Here is a 16,471-nt window from a genome sequence, read left to right on the forward strand (position 1 = left end):
GCGCCGGAACGTGCCCGGCTGTTGCGGAACGGGAGAATCCGATCATCCGGGCAACCCGGGACGCCGCCCGGTTGTATCAGGTGTCATGAAATCGATCATTCTCCGAGGGCCGTCCGGGCGCTCCGGCCCGCCCGCCCGCCGGGCGGCCTCGGCCGCAATCGCCATGGCCGTCGCGGGAGCCGTCATCCTGCCGGGCACGACCGCGACGGCGGGCACGGCGGAGGCCGCCGGGCCCCGGCCCGTGACCGCCGCCCGCGCGGGGACGGCCTCCGCGGAGGGCGCCTACTGGCACACGAGGACGCTGACGACGTACACCCGCCCCCGCCCGCTCGGGCGCGGCGCGAACCGCTACCGGGTGGTGGAGCGGGAACTCCTGGAGGAGTGGACCGCGCGCGACGGCGAATCCTGGTCCGGCGTCCGCAAACTGGGAGTGCGGCCCGCGACCGCGGCGGACGAGCGGGCGTGGCGCCGGGACGGCTCCCCCACCACGTGGAAGGACGGGGGCCTGCGGCTGTCCACCCGGCCGGACGCGGGCGCCCTCAACAAGACCAGGAACGTCACCGGTTTCTACCTGGTGGAGCGGTGGCGGCCGTACCGGGAGATCCAGGGGCTTCCCACGGAGCCGGAGGCGCTCAAGGCGTGGATCGAGAAGGCCGCGCGGAACGCGCCGAACCCGGACGACGAGCCGGATGCGAGGATCCCCGAGGAGATCCTCGACGGCTACACGGCCGAGGTGCTGGTCTCGCTGCTGTACAGCGTCCCGGTGTCGAAGGCGGTCCGGACGGCGGCCTACCGGGCGCTGCCGACGGTGCCCGGCGTCCGCTCCCTGGGCGGGGTGAAGGATCCGCAGGGCAGGGCCGGCAGGGGTTTCCTCATCCGGAGCGATTACAGGGGCTCCGCGTCGGCGGTCAGGGCGGTCGTCGACACCGGCGCCATGACGCTGCTCAGCGAGCACCACGAGAGCGGGGAGAGCGGCAAGCCCGCCATCAAGGACCGGACCTCGGTGATCCTCGAGGCCGGGTGGACGGACGACCGGCCCTCGGTCCCCGCCCTCCCCTGATCCCGCCTCCTCGGCCGGGCGGGCCGTGATCCGGTGGGGCCGATCACGGCCCACGAGGTCCTCTCCGGGCCGTGGTCCGGCGGGGGCCGATCACGGCCCGCGAGGGCTGATCCGGTGGCCGGGCCCCGCGTGGGCCCGGCCCGGAGAGGCCGGAGACCGTCCGCCCCCGGCCGAGGCCGCTCAGGCCCCCAGGCAGGCCGGGCCGAGGAGCTGCTTCAGGTCGCCCATCAGGGCCGGGGACAGGGTGACCCGCAGGCGGTCGTCGAGCCGCATGACGGTCGTCCGGGGACCGTTGTGGACCTGCAGGTGGACCTCGGTGGTGCCCGGATGGGTGACCAGGACCTCCTTCAGCCGCCCCACCACGGGCGGGGTGCAGCGGGTGAGCGGCATGCTGACGACCAGGGGGCCGCCGCCCTCGACGGACAGGTCGGGGGCGGTCACCTCCATCGCGATGATCTTGCCGACGTCCTCGCGCTTGTCCAGGCGGCCCTTGACGAAGACGATCGCGTCCTCGGCGAGGATGGTCGAGCAGAGCTGGTACGTCGAGGGGAAGACCATCACCTCGATGGCGCCCGCCAGGTCCTCCAGCATGGTCAGGACCCAGGTGTCGCCCTTCTTGGTGACCTTGCGCTGCACGCCGCTCAGGATGCCGCCGACCGTGACGATCTGCCCGTCCGGGCGGTTCTCGTCCTGGAGTGCGGCGACCGAGCAGTCCGCGCCGGAGGCGAGGATGTGCTCCACTCCGAACAGCGGGTGGTCGGAGACGTACAGGCCGAGCATCTCCCGCTCGAACGCCAGCAGGGTGGTCTTGTCCCACTCCCCCGGCGGGATCTGCACGTCGAAGGTCTGGTCCTCGGCGCCCTCGACCGCGCCGAACAGGGAGTCCTGGCCGATCGCCTCGTTCTTCTTGATGTCGATGATCGCGTCGACGGCCTGCTCGTGGACCAGGACCAGGCCCTTGCGGACGTGCCCGAAGGAGTCGAACGCGCCGGCCTTGATCAGCGACTCGATGACGCGCTTGTTGCAGACGATCGCCGGGACCTTGCGCAGGAAGTCCTTGAAGTCGGTGTAGCGGCCCTTCTCCTTGCGCGCGGCCAGGATCCCGTCGACGACGTTGCCGCCGACGTTGCGGATGGCCGACAGGCCGAAGCGGACGTCGGAGCCACGCGGGGTGAAGTCGAAGTCGGAGTCGTTGACGTCCGGTGGGAGCACCTTGATGCCCATCCGGCGGCACTCGTTGAGGTAGAGGGCCGACTTGTCCTTGTCGTCCTTGACGGAGGTCAGCAGGGCCGCCATGTACTCGGCGGGGTAGTTCGCCTTGAGGTAGCCGGTCCAGTACGCGACGAGGCCGTAGCCGGCGGTGTGGGCCTTGTTGAAGGCGTAGTCGGAGAAGGGCAGCAGGATGTCCCACAGGGACTTGATGGCCGCGGCGGAGAAGCCGTTGTCCTTCATGCCGCGCTCGAAGAACTCGTACTGCTTGTCCAGCTCCGACTTCTTCTTCTTGCCCATCGCGCGGCGGAGCAGGTCGGCGCCTCCGAGGGAGTAGCCGGCGACCTTCTGCGCGATGGCCATGACCTGCTCCTGATAGACGATCAGGCCGTGGGTCGTGTCGAGGATCTCCCTGAGCGGCTCCTCCAGCTCCGGGTGGATCGGGATGATCTCCTGCTGGCCGTTCTTGCGCAGCGCGTAGTTGGTGTGCGAGTTGGCGCCCATCGGGCCGGGCCGGTAGAGCGCGAGGGCGGCGGAGATGTCCTCGAAGTTGTCGGGCCGCATCAGGCGCAGCAGCGAACGCATGCCGCCGCCGTCGAGCTGGAACACGCCGAGGGTGTCGCCGCGGGCCAGCAGCTCGTAGGTCCTGCGGTCGTCCAGCGGCAGCTTGAGCAGGTCGATCATGGTGCCGGTGTTGGCCTCGATGGCCTTGAGGCAGTCGTCGATGATCGTGAGGTTGCGCAGGCCCAGGAAGTCCATCTTCAGCAGGCCGAGCGTCTCGCAGGTCGGGTAGTCGAACTGCGTGATGATCGCGCCGTCGGAGTCGCGGCGCATGATCGGGATGTGGTCGGTCAGCACCTCGGACGACATGATGACGCCCGCGGCGTGCACGCCGGTCTGCCGGATCAGGCCCTCCAGGCCGCGGCCGAGGTCGACCGCCGCCTTGACGTCGACGTCCTCCTCGTACAGCTTGCGCAGCTCGCCGGCCTCGTTGTACCGGGGATGATCGGAGTCGAAGATGCCCGACAGCGGGATGTCCTTGCCCATCACCGCGGGCGGGAACGCCTTGGAGACCCGGTCGCCCAGCGCGTACGGGTATCCCAGGACGCGGGCCGCGTCCTTGATGGCGGCCTTCGCCTTGATGGTGCCGAAGGTGGCGATCATCGCGACCTTGTCGGAGCCCCACTTCTCGGTCACGTAGCGGATCACGTCACCGCGCCGGCGCTCGTCGAAGTCGATGTCGACGTCGGGCATGGAGACGCGCTCGGGGTTGAGGAACCGCTCGAAGATCAGGCCGTGCGGGATCGGGTCGAGGTCGGTGATGCCGAGGGCGTAGGCCACCAGCGAGCCCGCCGCCGAGCCACGGCCGGGGCCGACCCGGATGCCGTTGTTCTTGGCCCACATGATGAAGTCGGCGACCACGAGGAAGTAGGACGGGAAGCCCATCTGGACGATGACGCCGAGCTCCTTCTCGGCCCAGGCGCGGTGCTCCTCGTCGACCCCCTCGGGGAAGCGGCGCTCCATGCCCTCCCAGACCTGCTGCCGGAAGAACTCCTCCTCGGTCATGCCGTCGGGCACCGGGAAGGTCGGCATCAGGTTCTTGAAACCGAACATGCCGGACGGGTCGACCTTCTCGGCGACCAGCAGGGTGTTGCGGCAGCCCTCGGCCCACAGGTCGGAGGAGTCGACGGCGCGCATCTCGTCGGCGGTCTTGATGTAGTAGCCGCTGCCGTCGAAGCGGAACCGGTCGGGGTCCGACAGCTGCTTGCCCGTCTGGATGCACAGCAGGGCGTCGTGGGAGGAGGCGTCGGACTCGTAGGTGTAGTGGGAGTCGTTGGTGACCAGCGGCGGGATGCCCAGTTCCCTGGAGATGCGGGTCAGGCCGTCGCGGACCCGGCGCTCGATGTCGAGCCCGTGGTCCATGATCTCCAGGTAGTAGTTGTCCTTGCCGAACAGCTCCTGGTATCTCGCCGCGGCGGCGAGGGCCTCGTCGTACTGGCCCAGGCGCAGGCGGGTCTGCACCTCGCCTGACGGGCAGCCGGTGGTGGCCATCAGGCCCTCGGAGTGCTCGGCGAGGATCTCGGCGTCCATCCGGGCCCACTTGCGGACGAAGCCCTCGGTGTAGGCCCGGGAGGAGAGCTTCATGAGGTTCTTCAGGCCGCGGTCGTTGCGCGCCCAGATCGTCATGTGGGTGTAGTAGCCGCCCGCCGAGACGTCGTCCCTCTTCTGGTGCGGCTCGCCCCACAGCACCGGCTTCTTCTGGTGCCGGGAGGCCGGGGCGACGTACGCCTCGATGCCGATGATCGGCTTGATCCCCGCCCCGGTGGCCTGCTTGTAGAAGTCGTAGGCGCCGTGCATGTTGCCGTGGTCGGTGATCGCGATGGCGGGCATGCCCAGGTCACCGACCTGCTTGAACATCTGCTTCAGACGGGCCGCTCCATCGAGCATGGAGTACTCCGTGTGAACGTGAAGATGAACAAACGAGTCTGGCATGCGGCCTCGCCCTCCCCTGGTCTCCTGTCGGCGTGGGAAGCCTACGCGTTCGGGCCCTCACCGGGTGCCGCACCACCCCGTGACGGCGGCGGGACTCGGCTACTTTGAGCGATGATTCATGTGAGAAGAGTGAACAGGGGGGTCACGTGAGGACCGAAGAGGGCTACAGCCACGCGCTCGGCAACCGCCAGGTGCAGATGATCGCGATCGGCGGCGCCATCGGCGTCGGGCTGTTCCTGGGCTCCGGGGGGCGCCTTCAGGCGAGCGGGCCGGCGCTGGTGCTGTCGTACGCGGTCGCCGGGCTGGCGGCCTTCTTCGTGATGCGCGCGCTGGGCGAGCTGGTGCTCCACCGGCCCACCTCCGGCTCCTTCGTGGACTACGCCGCCGAGTTCGTCGGCCCGTGGGCGGCCTTCGCCAGCGGCTGGATGTACTGGGTCAACTGGGCCTTCACCGGCGTCGCCGAGCTGACCGCGATCTCCGTCTACGTGCACATGTGGGCGCCGGACTTCCCCCGATGGCTCACCGCGCTCGTCGCGCTGGGGTTCGTGCTGACCGTCAACCTGCTGTCGGTGCGGCTCTTCGGCGAGCTGGAGTTCTGGTTCGCGCTGCTGAAGGTGCTGGCCATCTGCGCGTTCCTGGTGGTCGGGCTGGCGGTCGTGCTGCTGGGGACGGAGGTGGGCGGGACGCCCGCGGGGGCCGGCAACCTCACCTCCCACGGCGGTTTCTTCTCCATGGGGTTCCCGCCGGTGCTGATGAGCCTGCAGTCGGTCGTCTTCGCCTACTCGGCGATCGAGCTGGTCGGCATCGCCGCCGGCGAGACGAGGGACCCCGGCAAGGTCATGCCCAAGGCCATCAACAGCGTGATCTGGCGCATCGGGGTCTTCTACGTCGGCTCGGTGCTGCTGCTGTGCATGGCGCTGCCGTGGACGTCCTACGGCCCCGGCCGGTCGCCGTTCGTGACGGTCTTCGCCGCCCTCGGCGTGCCCTGGGCCGCCGACGCGATGAACCTGGTCGTGATCACCGCGGCGATGTCGTCGTGCAACTCGGGCCTGTACTCCACCGGCCGGATCCTGCGGGCCATGGCGGTCAAGGGCGAGGCGCCCGCCGTCGCGGGACGCCTCAGCTCGCGTCACGTGCCCTTCGGCGGCATCCTCATCACCGCGGGGGTGCTGCTGGCCGGGGTGGTGCTGTACTACTTCGTCCCCGAGCGCGCCTTCAACATCGCCACCGCCGTCGCGTCCCTCGGCGTGATCACCACCTGGGCCACCCTGCTCTACTGCCAGCTGCGGCTGCGCCGCGCCGCCCTGCGGGGCCTCGTCGAACGGCCGTCCTTCCGGATGCCCGGCTCGCCGTACACCAACTGGTTCACGCTGGCCCTCCTCGCGCTGGTGGTGGTGCTCATGGCGTTCGCCGACCCCGACCAGCGCATCGCCTTCTTCTGCGTCCCGGTGCTGGCCGCGGGGATCGCCCTGGGCTGGCGCGTCGTCGGCTCCCGCCGCCGCGCCGGGGCCCCGCTGGCCGACCGCATGCCCGGCTGAACCCCGCGTACGGCGGGCCCGCCGCGCCCCCGGCAGGCGGCGCGGCGCGGCGCGACGGTCAGGCCCCGTCCCGGGCGCGGCGCTCCTCGGCCACGTGCAGCCCCGCCTCGATGACGGCCTTCATGATGGGTGCGAGCCGCTCCTCGCCCAGCGTGGGGGCGCGGCGGGCCATCTCGGCCACCAGGCGGCGCTCGCGGTCGGGGTCGCGGCCCGCGAAGCCGCCGACCGGCTTGAGCCGCTGGATGACTCCGGCGAGCCCGATCCGGCGCTCCAGCAGGACGGCGAGGGCGGCGTCGACGCGGTCGATGGCGCCGCGGGCGGCGAGGATCGAGCCGGGCGTCTCCGGGCGGGTCAGCGCCCCGACGACCCGGGCGGCCTCCAGCGCGCCGCGGACGGCCTCCTCCGGGGCACCGGGCGACAGCAGCAGGCCGTCGGCGCCGGCGGCGACCGCCGCCGCGGCCAGGCCGGCGCCCTCGCCGAGGCCCGCGACGACGGGCCGGCCGGACCTCTCCCGGGCGGCGCGCAGCAACGCCAGGTCGGGGGCCGGCTCCGCGACGCGCGCCCGGCCCCCGCTCTCGCACAGCACGATCCGGTCGTTGCCCTCGGCCGCGCACTGCCCGGCCACGGCCAGCCACTCCTCCAGCGTCGCGGCGGGACCGCGATGGACCACCACGGGCAGTCCGAGCCGGGCGGCCGCGCGGACCAGCGGCAGGTCGCGCGTCCAGGCCGCGCCGACCACCACCGCGTCGGCGCCGGCGGCTATCGCCGGCAGGTCGTCCGCGGCGGACGGCTCGACGAGGAGCGGCCCCTCCCAGGAGGCGCGGACCCGGGTCAGCGCCTCGGCCGCCGGTTCCCGGCGGACCCGCAGGTCGAGCAGCCGCGCCTCGGCGCCAGGCCCGCCGATCACCACGGCGGGCCCATCGCCCACGGTGAGCGTCCCCAGGCGCACGGCCCGGCGTTCCAAGTCTGCGGTCAACATCACGGCTCCCTGACTGGGCCGGCACGCCCCGCGAGCCGGCGGATCGGAGAAACAAAAAAGGCAGAGATCTCAAGGTCTCTGCCTGTGGCCGGCTCCGGAAGGTCGCTACGTCACGTCGTCACGACCGGCTCCCCGGAGCCGGCCCGATAAACGCGAAGTTGCATGTCACGGCATCGACGATAGGCCATCTTCCGGCGACACGCCAGGTGGTGAGCAGATTCGTCTCATATGCCGAACACACCGCGCGCGAGAGAGTCGATCACCCCACCTGGCCTGTGAGAGTATTCGGTGGCTTAGAAAGGGGTAGGTGCGGTTGATGGCCGAAGCACAACCTGAGGGACGCCGCGTTGCCTCCCGCTACCACCTGCTCGAACCCATCGGCCGGGGTGGCATGGGCATCGTCTGGCGGGCCCACGACGAGCTGCTCGACCGCGAGGTCGCGGTCAAGGAGGTCCGCTACGCCGACACGCTCGGCGAGGACAACCAGGAGAACTTCAACCGGCGGACCAAGCGCGAGGCCCGCGCCGCCGGGCGGCTGACGCACCCCAACGTGGTGGTCGTCCACGACGTCGTCGAGGAGGACGGCCGTCCCTGGATCGTCATGCAGCTGGTGGAGTCCCGCGCCCTCGGCAAGGTGCTGCGGCAGGACGGGCCCCTGCCGCCCGAGCGGGTCGCGGAGATAGGGCTCCAGGTTCTCGACGCGCTGCGCGCCGCGCACGCCCAGGGCGTGCTGCACCGCGACGTCAAGCCCGAGAACGTGCTGATGGCCGACGACGGCCGCGTCGTCCTCACCGACTTCGGCATCGCGACGCTGGAGTCGGAGACCGCGCTGACCATGACCGGCATCGCGGGCACACCCGCGTTCATCGCGCCGGAGCGGATCAAGGGCGGCACCGCCCAGCGCGAGTCCGACCTGTGGTCCCTCGGGGCGACGCTGTACGCGGCCGTGGAGGGCCGGGCCCCGCACGACCGCGGCGGGGCGCTGCCGACCATGCACGCCGTGCTGAACGACGAGCCCGACCCCCCGGCGCGCGCGGGGCGGCTGGCCCCGGTGCTGGAGGGGCTGCTCCGCAAGGACCCGGCGCGTCGCCTGTCGTACGACGAGGCGGAGCGGATGCTGCGCGAGGTCGCCGAGGGCGGCCGGCGGAGCGCGCCCGCCGCCGAGCCGCGGGAGCCCGCGAGGACGGCCGTCATGCCGGTCGCCGAGGCGCCGGACGCCCCGAAGCCCCGCGAGGCGCGGGAGGCGCCGGAGTCCCCCGACGACGCGGCGGCCGCGGCGACCGACCCGCAGATCAGCCTGGAGGCCGGCGGCCCGCCGTCCACCGGGGCCAGGCTCGGCACGACCGCGCCGGCGGCGGAGGAGGACGTCCCGTCCGTCCCCGCGCCGGCTCCGCCCGCGTCCCCGGCCCCGGCCGGGCGCGCACCGTCGGCCAGGCCGGCCAAGTCAGCCAAGTCGGCCAAGGCCGGGCGCGAGCCCGTCCCCCCGGTAGGACGCGCCGGGGCGGACCCCGCGCCCGCCGCCCGGCCGGAGCGGGAGCCGGAGCCGCGCGAGGCCGTTCCGGCGCCCCGGCCGGAGCCCGTCGTCCCCCCGGCGAGCCGGGAGCCCGCCGTACGGTCCCGGCCGTCCGCGCCGCCCGTCCCGTCCACCGCCTCGTCGTCCGCCCCGTCCGCGGCGGCCCCGTCCGCGGCGTCCGCGCCGCCCACCGTGCCGCCGTCCGCGGCGGGCGACGTGCTGCCCACCTCGCCCGGGAACGGCGGCGGGGGGTCCAGGTCCGTGCTGCGGTGGGCCCTGCTGATCGTGCCGGCGATCCTGCTGGTGGGGGCGCTCGCGGCGTGGCTCGGAGCGCAGAGCGCCCGCAAGGACGACGGCTCCTCGGCCTCGCGGGCCGGCCGGTCGGCCGAGCCCACCGGCGACTCGAAGACCTCCGGGACGTCCCAGCAGCCCACCTCCGGCCCCACGTCCTCCGGGTCCCCCGGCACCGGCGAGAGCCCGAGCACCGCCCCCTCCCCGTCCCCCTCGGCGTCGGAGAGCGGCGAAGACGAGAAGGACGAGAAGAAGGACGAGCCCGCGCTGCCCGCCGGGTGGCGCATGCACAAGGACCGCAACGGCTTCTCCATCGGGCTGCCCAAGGGGTGGGACGAGGACAAGCGGGTCGGCAAGCAGGTGTGGTTCCGCAGCCCCGACCGGGCGAGCTTCGTGTTCGTCGAGTACGTCGACAAGGCCGGGCCCGACCCCAAGAAGGACTGGGAGAACCAGGAGCCCTACAGTCGCGGCAGGTTCCCCGGCTACAAGCGGATCCGCATCGAGAACGTCGACTACATGGAGAAGGCCGCCGACTGGGAGTTCACCTGGAACACGAGCTCGGGCAAGGCCCGCGTGATCAACCGGGGGTTCGTCACCAAGGGCGGCCGGGGGTACGCGATCTACTGGCACACCCTCGCCTCGAAGTGGGACGAGAACCTGCACTACTTCAAGGGGTTCACCGAGACCTTCTCCTCGAAAAAGTGAGGTCCGCCCCGAACGGCTACGATGCCTGGGTTTGGGAGGGGCGGCGACAATGACCGAACGGAAGGTGGCGGGCCGGTACCACCTGATCGAACCCATCGGCGAGGGCGGCATGGGCGTCGTGTGGCGCGCCCACGACGAGCTCCTCGACCGGATCGTGGCGATCAAGGAGGTCCGTTACCGCGACGTCGACGATGCCGCGCGGGCGGACCTGAACCGGCGGACCATCCGCGAGGCCAGGAGCGCCGGGCGGCTCGACCACCCGTCTGTGATCATCATTCACGACGTGGTGGAGGAGGACGGCCGCCCCTGGATCATCATGCAGCTGGTCCGGTCGCGGTCGCTGGGCCAGGCCGTCCGCGCCGGGGGGCCGCTCCCGCCCGGACGGGTGGCGTCCGTGGGGACGCAGGTGCTGGGCGCGCTGCTGGCGGCGCACGCCGCCGGGGTGCTGCACCGCGACGTCAAGCCCGAGAACGTGCTGCTGGCCGACGACGGCCGCGTGGTCCTCACCGACTTCGGCATCGCCTCGATGGCTCAGGAGACGGGGATCACCCGGACCGGCGGGGTCGTCGGCACCCCGGCGTTCCTGCCGCCCGAGCGGCTCCACGGGCTGCCCGCCACCCCCGCGTCGGACCTGTGGTCCCTCGGGGCGACGCTGTACGCGGCCGTGGAGGGCCGTCCGCCGTTCGAGCGCGCCACGGCCGCGGCGACGATGATGGCCGTCCTGCACGGCGAGCCCGCGCCCATGGCGCACACCGGGCCGCTCGCCACCGTGATCCTGGGGCTGATGGCCAGGGAGCCCGCGGAGCGGATGCCGGCCGAGCACGCCATGGCGCTGCTCACCCGGGCGTCCTCCGCGCCGTCCGGCGCGAACGAGACGGGCGCAACGGGCACAACGGGCATCGCAGGCACGGCGGGCACGGCGGGCGTCCTCCCGCCGCCGGGCACGCTCCCCGCGGCGGACGCCGGGGACCCCGCCGGGCTCACCGGGCCGCCGACGCGGCACTCCGGCCGCGGCTCCCGGACGGCCCGCTCCGGGGAACGCTCCCGGCCCGCCGAGACCGCGCCGCCGGGGTCGCCGCAGGGGTCCCACGCGCGGTACGGGCCGGACGAGGGGACATGGCACGGCCTCCCGGAACAGCCGGAGCGGCAAGCCTTCCCCGAGAGCCCGGCCACCCCCGGGCACGCGTTCCCCGGCGGCCCCGCCGCTTCCGGCCACACGTTCTCGGACGACCCGCGGCGGGCCCTCCACGAGGGCCCCGGGCACGGGGGGCGGCCCGGACGCCCCGACGAGCCGCCGTACCGGGACCGGTCGCCGTACGGGGGCCTTCCGCCGTACGGCGACGGCCGGGACCCGAACGGGCCGCCGCGGTCCGGGACGCCGTACCGGGAGGTGCAGGCGCATCGGGAGGTCCCGCCGTACCAGGGCGGTCCGGTGCCCGGCGGGCGCCCGTCGCACAGCGGCGACCCGGAGCTCCCCGCCTACCGGAGCGCTCCGACCCGGGCGGGGCACGGGGGACACCCGGACGCTCCGCCGCAGATGGGCCATCGGGCGCACCAGGACGCTCCCCCGCGGGCGGAACACCGGGCCTACCCGGATGCGCCCACGCAGGCCGGGCACCGGGCGCGTCCGGACGCCTCGCCGTACCCGGACGCCTCGCCGTACCCGGGCGAACGGCCGGGCCGCAGGCGGGCCGCCGGGGACGACGCGCCCGGGGAACGGCGGTTCCCGGTGGCGCAGACCGCGCTGGCGGCGGGGGCCGCCGCGCTCGCCGTGCTGCTCGGCATCGGCGGCTGGCTGGTGTTCCAGGACTGGAAGCCCGCGACCGGGACGGTCAGGGAGACGGCCTCCCCGTCCGGCGAGGCGACCGCCTCCCCCCGGCCCTCCGGGACGCCCCGCCCGACCGCCGCCCCGTCGACGGGCACGGACCGGACGCCGCCCAGGGGCTGGCGGACCCACCTCGACCGGCTGGGTTTCAGGGTCGACGTGCCGCGCGGCTGGACCGCCCGGCGGTTCCCCGACCGGGACCGCGTGGAGTTCCGGGCCCCGGGGTCGAAGACGTTCCTGTGGATCGAGTCGACCGAGGACCCGGAGAAGGACCCGGTCCGGCACTGGCTGAAGGTGGAGCGGAGCGGACGGGCCAGGAACCTGTGGCCCGGCTACCGCCGCGTCGGCATCAGCGCGCGGACGTACCTCACCCGGAGCGCCGCCGACTGGGAGTTCACCTACCTCAGGGACGGGGTCCGCACGCACGTCCTCGACCGGGGGTTCCGCACGGCCGCCGGCCGCCCGTACGCGATCTACATGGAGAGTCCCGAGTCCGACTGGGACCGGACCCTGTTCGACAACGTCGCCAGGAGCTTCCGGCCCTGACCGGCGCCCCGGCCGGGGCGCCGGCAGACCACCGGCAGACCATCGGCAGGCCACCGTCCGGCCCTGCCCGGCGCCGTCCGACGGATACGGCTCTGGAATTCCGCGAATGTGATGGTAAATCCTGGGTATTCGGCACCCCATGACCGATTCTCAGGTGATCATCAGCTCCCGATACCGGCTGTTGGAGCAGATCGGCCGGGGAGGCATGGGCACGGTCTGGCGGGCGCGGGACGAGGTGCTCGGCCGGGACGTCGCGGTCAAGGAGGTCATCCCCTCCCCCGACCTCTCCAGTCTGGAGCGTGAGATCTTCACCCTGCGGACGCTGAGAGAGGCCCGCGCCGCCGGGAGAATCGGTCATCCGGGCGTCGCGACGGTCTACGACGTCATCGAGGAGAACGGCCGTCCCTGGATCGTCATGCAGCTCGTGGACTCCAGGACACTGGGGGCCGTGCTCCGCGAGGACGGCCCGCTCCCGCCCAGGCGGGTGGCGGAGATCGCGCTCGACGTGCTCGGGGCGCTGGTCGCCGCCCACCGGGTGGGCGTGCTGCACCGCGACGTCAAACCCGACAACGTCCTGATCGCCAGGAACGGGCGGGCCGTGCTGACGGACTTCGGCATCGCGATGCTGGAGGGCGACTCGTCGGTCACCCGGACCGGGGCGCTCATCGGCACCCCGGCGTTCATCGCGCCCGAGCGGGCGAGCGGGGGGCCGGCGGAGTTCGCCTCCGACATGTGGTCGCTCGGTGTGACGATGTACATGGCCGTCGAGGGCCGCTCCCCCTTCGAGCGCGCGCATCCGCTGGCGACGCTCAGCGCCGTCATGCACCAGGACCCGCCGCCGATGCGGTTCGCCGGACCGCTCGCGCCGGCCGTCTTCGCCCTGCTCCACAAGGACCCGGCGCAGCGCATGACCGCCGAGGAGCTCCAGATCCACCTGCAGGCGGTCCTGAGCGGGGCCGAGCCGCAGTCCACCGCGCCCGTCGCGCTCCCCGCGGGCACGGTCCCGCGGCCCCGGAGCGAGTCCGGCGTCCTGCCCGTCGGGGCGGCCGCGGCCGCCCCGGGAGCGGAGGCCACTCCGTCGCCGGAGTCCCCCGGAGAACCCCCGGAATACGCCACGAGCGGCCCGCCGCAGCGGAGGCTGTCGAGCGGCGCCCTGGTGGCCGCGGCGCTCGCCGCGACCCTGGTCTCCGGCGCCTTCGCCTGGGTGAACGTCGCCGACCCCGGGTCGGACACCGTACGGCAGACCATCCCGGCGAGCGTCCCCGTCAAGAAGAAGGCCCCGGAGAAGGCGAAGCCGTCCGAGAGCCCCGCCGCGAAGGAGCCCGCCAGGACCGACGGCGGCGTCCGCGACGACGGCGGGACCGGGCGCTCCGCCACGCCGCCTTCGGCATGGCCCCGGCAGGGCGGCGACGCCCGGCGGGACGGCGAGGACGGCAAGGACGGCAAGGACCGCGCCGAGGACACCCCCGCCCCCGAGCCGGACGGCAAGCCGTCGAAGGATCCCGGGAAGGGGGCGGACAAGGCGGGGAAGAAGCCGGAGAAGAACTCCGGCGAGAAGCCGAAGGACCAGGGAAAAGCACCGGCGGACTCCGGCGAGGAAAAGAGCCCGGAGTCCGACGGGGGAACGGCGGAGGACACGCGGGATCAGGGAGAGAACCAGGGCGGGGACTCGGTCGATCCGTACAGCGAGCCGAACGCGTCGGGGGGAAAGGCGCCGCGAACGGCAAAGGACACGGGAAAGGTCACGGTCCTGGCGGGCGGTAGCGTCTGACCCCGCCCGGGAGGACCCCGCCCGGGAGAGGTCACGGACCCGGCGGGCGGCGCCCTCCGGCCGGTGGGCCCGCGGGCGGGCCCGGAGCCGTCAGAAGTCCGCGCCGACGAGTTCCAGCGCGCGCGCCAGGTCCTCGGGGTAGTCGGTGGTGAACGTCATCCACTCCCCCGTCACCGGGTGCTCGAAGGCCAGCGAGACCGCGTGCAGCCACTGCCGGGTCACGCCCAGCCGCGCGGCCAGCTTGGGGTCGGCGCCGTACAGCATGTCGCCGACGCACGGGTGACGCAGCGCCGACATGTGGACCCGGATCTGGTGGGTCCGGCCCGTCTCCAGCTTGATGTCCAGCAGCGACGCGGCGCGGAACGCCTCGATCGTGTCGTAGTGGGTGACCGAGTCCTTGCCGCCCGCCACCACCGCGAAACGGCCGTCGCCGACCGGGTGGCGGTCGATGGGCGCGTCCACCGTGCCGCGCAGCGGGTCGGGATGGCCCTGGACCAGCGCGTGGTAGCGCTTGTCGACGGTGCGTTCCTTGAAGGCCCGCTTCAGGCGGGAGTAGGCGGTCTCGCTCTTGGCCACGACCATGGCGCCGGTGGTGTTGGCGTCGAGACGGTGCACGATGCCCTGCCGCTCGGCGGCACCGCTGGTCGCCACCCGGTGCCCGGTGCCGAGCAGGCCGCCGATCACGGTGGGCCCGGTCCAGCCGACGGTGGGGTGGGCGGCCACGCCGACCGGCTTGTTGACGACGATGACGTCGTCGTCCTCGTAGACGATCGTCATGCCGGGGACCGGCTCGGCGACCGGCATCGGCGCGGTGGGCGGGGGCGGCAGCGTGACGTCCAGCCACGCGCCCGCGTGGACCCGGTCGGACTTGGCCGCGGGCGAGCCGTCCACCAGCACGTCGCCGGAGGCGACCAGCTCGGCCGCGCGGGTGCGGGACAGCCCGAACAGCCGGGACAGCGCCGCGTCGAGGCGCTCGCCCTCCAGGCCGTCGGGAACGGGGAGACTCCGCTGGTCGGTCATCACTTCTCTGCTCTTCCGGTGTCGCGGGTGCCGTCGATCTGGTAGCCCCTCCAGGCGAGGAAGACGGCCAGGATCCCGCCGCAGACGATCGCCGAGTCGGCGACGTTGAAGACCGGGAAGTGGCCGGGGAAGGTCTCGACGAAGTCGACCACGTGCCCCTGGAACGGCGAGGGCCGGCCGAAGCCCGAGGGCCAGCGCAGGAGGCGGTCGGTCAGGTTGCCGAGCGCCCCGCCGAGCATCAGCGCGAGCGTGACGGCCCACGGCAGGCTGCGCAGGTGCCGCGCGGTGCGCAGGATGGCGACCACCACGGCGGCGGCGACGAACGTGAAGACGATCGTCATGCCGGTGCCGATGCTGAACGCGGCCCCCGAGTTGAAGATCACCCGGAACTGGAGGAGATCGGGGATGATGACGAAGGGGTCTCGGCCCTCCAGGGTCTTCAGCACGAGCGTCTTGGTGAGCAGGTCGAGACCGTAGACGATCGGGACGATCGTGGCGAGGACGGCGATCCTCCGCCTGCCCGGCGGGGCGGCCGTCGCCGCCCCCTCCGCCGGGCCGCCCGTCAGCGGCGCTCCTCCCGCTGCTTGCAGGCCACGCACAGCGTCGCCCTCGGGAACGCCAGCAGGCGTTCCTTTCCGATCTGCTTGTGGCACGATTCGCACACTCCGTAGGTACCCGCGTCGATCCGGGCGATCGCTCGCTCATTCTGCGCGACCAGGTCGCGTGAATTCAGGGTAAGGGCGATCTCACGTTCTCGTTCATACGTCCGTGCCCCGGCGTCCGCCTGGTCGTCCCCCGCCCCGTCGGTCACGTCACGGGCGGCGATCTCGCTCTCCGCCTTGACGATCTCCTTGGTGAGCTCTTCGATCTCCCCGGCCAGTCGCTCGCGGACCTCAGCCAGTTCCTCGGCCGACCAGGTGGCGGGACCGTCCTGCGACGGCCCCGTGGCGCTCTCGTCTGCGCGCACAGTCGCGGCCATGCCGGCCTCCTCGTTCTGTCGGACCGTACCGATGCGGTAAACGGTGCGGGCAGCATAGGTCCGCGATAACAGAACGGCAAACGACCCGCCCATATGTTTACCGATCCCGTACGATCCGGCCCCGCGCCTCCCCTCCCGCCGTCCCGCGCGTGGACGGCGCCGCCGCGCCCCTCCCGCCGTCCCGCGCGTGGACGGCGCCGCCGCGCCCCTTCCCCCGTTCCGTGCGCGGACGATAACCGGGAAGATTCCGGCGGGCGGGTGCGTTATCGTGGGAGTTCGCAAAGGCGTTGACGGGGACGAGTACGTCCGGGGCCCCTCGCGCGAGCGACCCGGGGACGGTGTGAGCCCGGGGCGAGGACCCGGGCGGAAATCACCCCCGAGCCGCCGGAGGAACGGCCCGCGACGGGCTCAGTAGAACCGGCAGCGAACCGAAGGAAGAGGGCCTCCCACCGCCGTTCCCGGCGGCAGGGGGTCAAGGAGGGTGGTACCGCGGGGCCGCGAGGTCTCGTCCCTCCACGCCACTGCCAGCACCAGCGTGGAGG

At 73.0% G+C, this 16,471-nt stretch carries 10 protein-coding genes; 5 read left to right on the top strand and 5 right to left on the bottom strand.

What is annotated here, in order from left to right:
- The first annotated feature begins 85 nt into the window (after positions 1 to 85).
- A complete protein-coding gene (locus tag ACZ6W9_RS05945; RefSeq protein ID WP_470116805.1) occupies positions 86 to 1,060 on the top strand; it encodes a hypothetical protein in 975 nt (324 codons plus the stop codon).
- Between the two features lie 180 nt (positions 1,061 to 1,240).
- Here the strand turns inward: ACZ6W9_RS05945 and dnaE are convergent, their stop codons facing one another.
- On the bottom strand, positions 1,241 to 4,762 hold the full coding sequence (gene dnaE / locus ACZ6W9_RS05950; RefSeq protein WP_470116806.1) for a DNA polymerase III subunit alpha: 3,522 nt from the start codon (positions 4,760 to 4,762) through the stop codon (positions 1,241 to 1,243).
- A 146-nt stretch (positions 4,763 to 4,908) separates the two neighbouring features.
- Between dnaE and ACZ6W9_RS05955 the strand changes: the two genes are divergently transcribed.
- Positions 4,909 to 6,300, top strand: a complete 1,392-nt coding sequence (locus ACZ6W9_RS05955; protein ID WP_389954659.1) for an amino acid permease — start codon at positions 4,909 to 4,911, stop codon at positions 6,298 to 6,300.
- A 58-nt stretch (positions 6,301 to 6,358) separates the two neighbouring features.
- Here the strand turns inward: ACZ6W9_RS05955 and ACZ6W9_RS05960 are convergent, their stop codons facing one another.
- The gene (locus ACZ6W9_RS05960) at positions 6,359 to 7,279 is read right to left on the bottom strand and encodes a chorismate mutase (RefSeq protein WP_389954662.1); all 921 of its coding nucleotides are present in this window, start codon (positions 7,277 to 7,279) and stop codon (positions 6,359 to 6,361) included.
- Between the two features lie 316 nt (positions 7,280 to 7,595).
- Between ACZ6W9_RS05960 and ACZ6W9_RS05965 the strand changes: the two genes are divergently transcribed.
- The 3 genes from ACZ6W9_RS05965 (at position 7,596) to ACZ6W9_RS05975 (ending at position 13,930) form a co-directional block, all read left to right on the top strand.
- On the top strand, positions 7,596 to 9,788 hold the full coding sequence (locus tag ACZ6W9_RS05965) for a serine/threonine-protein kinase (RefSeq protein ID WP_389954665.1): 2,193 nt from the start codon (positions 7,596 to 7,598) through the stop codon (positions 9,786 to 9,788).
- A 49-nt stretch (positions 9,789 to 9,837) separates the two neighbouring features.
- Entirely contained in the window at positions 9,838 to 12,159 is a 2,322-nt protein-coding gene (locus ACZ6W9_RS05970; RefSeq protein WP_470116807.1) for a serine/threonine-protein kinase, read from the top strand.
- Positions 12,160 to 12,298: 139 nt separating this feature from the next.
- Positions 12,299 to 13,930 carry a protein kinase domain-containing protein gene (locus tag ACZ6W9_RS05975; RefSeq protein ID WP_389954670.1) on the top strand — a complete coding sequence of 544 codons (1,632 nt, stop codon included), beginning with the start codon at positions 12,299 to 12,301 and terminating at the stop codon, positions 13,928 to 13,930.
- Between the two features lie 90 nt (positions 13,931 to 14,020).
- On the opposite strand, the gene ACZ6W9_RS05980 is transcribed toward ACZ6W9_RS05975, so the two are convergent.
- Genes ACZ6W9_RS05980 through ACZ6W9_RS05990 form a run of 3 tightly spaced genes read right to left on the bottom strand, consistent with a single transcriptional unit; the run spans position 14,021 to position 15,917 of the window.
- Positions 14,021 to 14,950: an RluA family pseudouridine synthase gene (locus ACZ6W9_RS05980; RefSeq protein ID WP_389954674.1), complete on the bottom strand. Its 930-nt coding sequence runs from the start codon at positions 14,948 to 14,950 to the stop codon at positions 14,021 to 14,023.
- Positions 14,950 to 15,549 carry a signal peptidase II gene (lspA, locus tag ACZ6W9_RS05985; RefSeq protein WP_389954677.1) on the bottom strand — a complete coding sequence of 200 codons (600 nt, stop codon included), beginning with the start codon at positions 15,547 to 15,549 and terminating at the stop codon, positions 14,950 to 14,952. The genes ACZ6W9_RS05980 and lspA overlap by 1 nt, the downstream gene beginning before the upstream one ends.
- A complete protein-coding gene (locus ACZ6W9_RS05990) occupies positions 15,513 to 15,917 on the bottom strand; it encodes a TraR/DksA family transcriptional regulator (protein ID WP_389956269.1) in 405 nt (134 codons plus the stop codon). The genes lspA and ACZ6W9_RS05990 overlap by 37 nt, the downstream gene beginning before the upstream one ends.
- Positions 15,918 to 16,471: the final 554 nt, after the last annotated feature.

The organism is Streptosporangium sp. NPDC053982 (assembly GCF_055585205.1).

What these genes read in the sequence shown, in the direction of transcription:
- ACZ6W9_RS05970 (WP_470116807.1), top strand. Translation starts at nt 9,838, where the DNA reads ATGACCGAACGGAAGGTGGCGGGCCGGTACCACCTGATCGAACCCATC.
- ACZ6W9_RS05980 (WP_389954674.1), bottom strand. Translation starts at nt 14,950, where the DNA reads ATGACCGACCAGCGGAGTCTCCCCGTTCCCGACGGCCTGGAGGGCGAG.
- ACZ6W9_RS05960 (WP_389954662.1), bottom strand. Translation starts at nt 7,279, where the DNA reads ATGTTGACCGCAGACTTGGAACGCCGGGCCGTGCGCCTGGGGACGCTC.
- dnaE (WP_470116806.1), bottom strand. Translation starts at nt 4,762, where the DNA reads ATGCCAGACTCGTTTGTTCATCTTCACGTTCACACGGAGTACTCCATG.
- ACZ6W9_RS05975 (WP_389954670.1), top strand. Translation starts at nt 12,299, where the DNA reads ATGACCGATTCTCAGGTGATCATCAGCTCCCGATACCGGCTGTTGGAG.
- ACZ6W9_RS05945 (WP_470116805.1), top strand. Translation starts at nt 86, where the DNA reads ATGAAATCGATCATTCTCCGAGGGCCGTCCGGGCGCTCCGGCCCGCCC.
- ACZ6W9_RS05965 (WP_389954665.1), top strand. Translation starts at nt 7,596, where the DNA reads ATGGCCGAAGCACAACCTGAGGGACGCCGCGTTGCCTCCCGCTACCAC.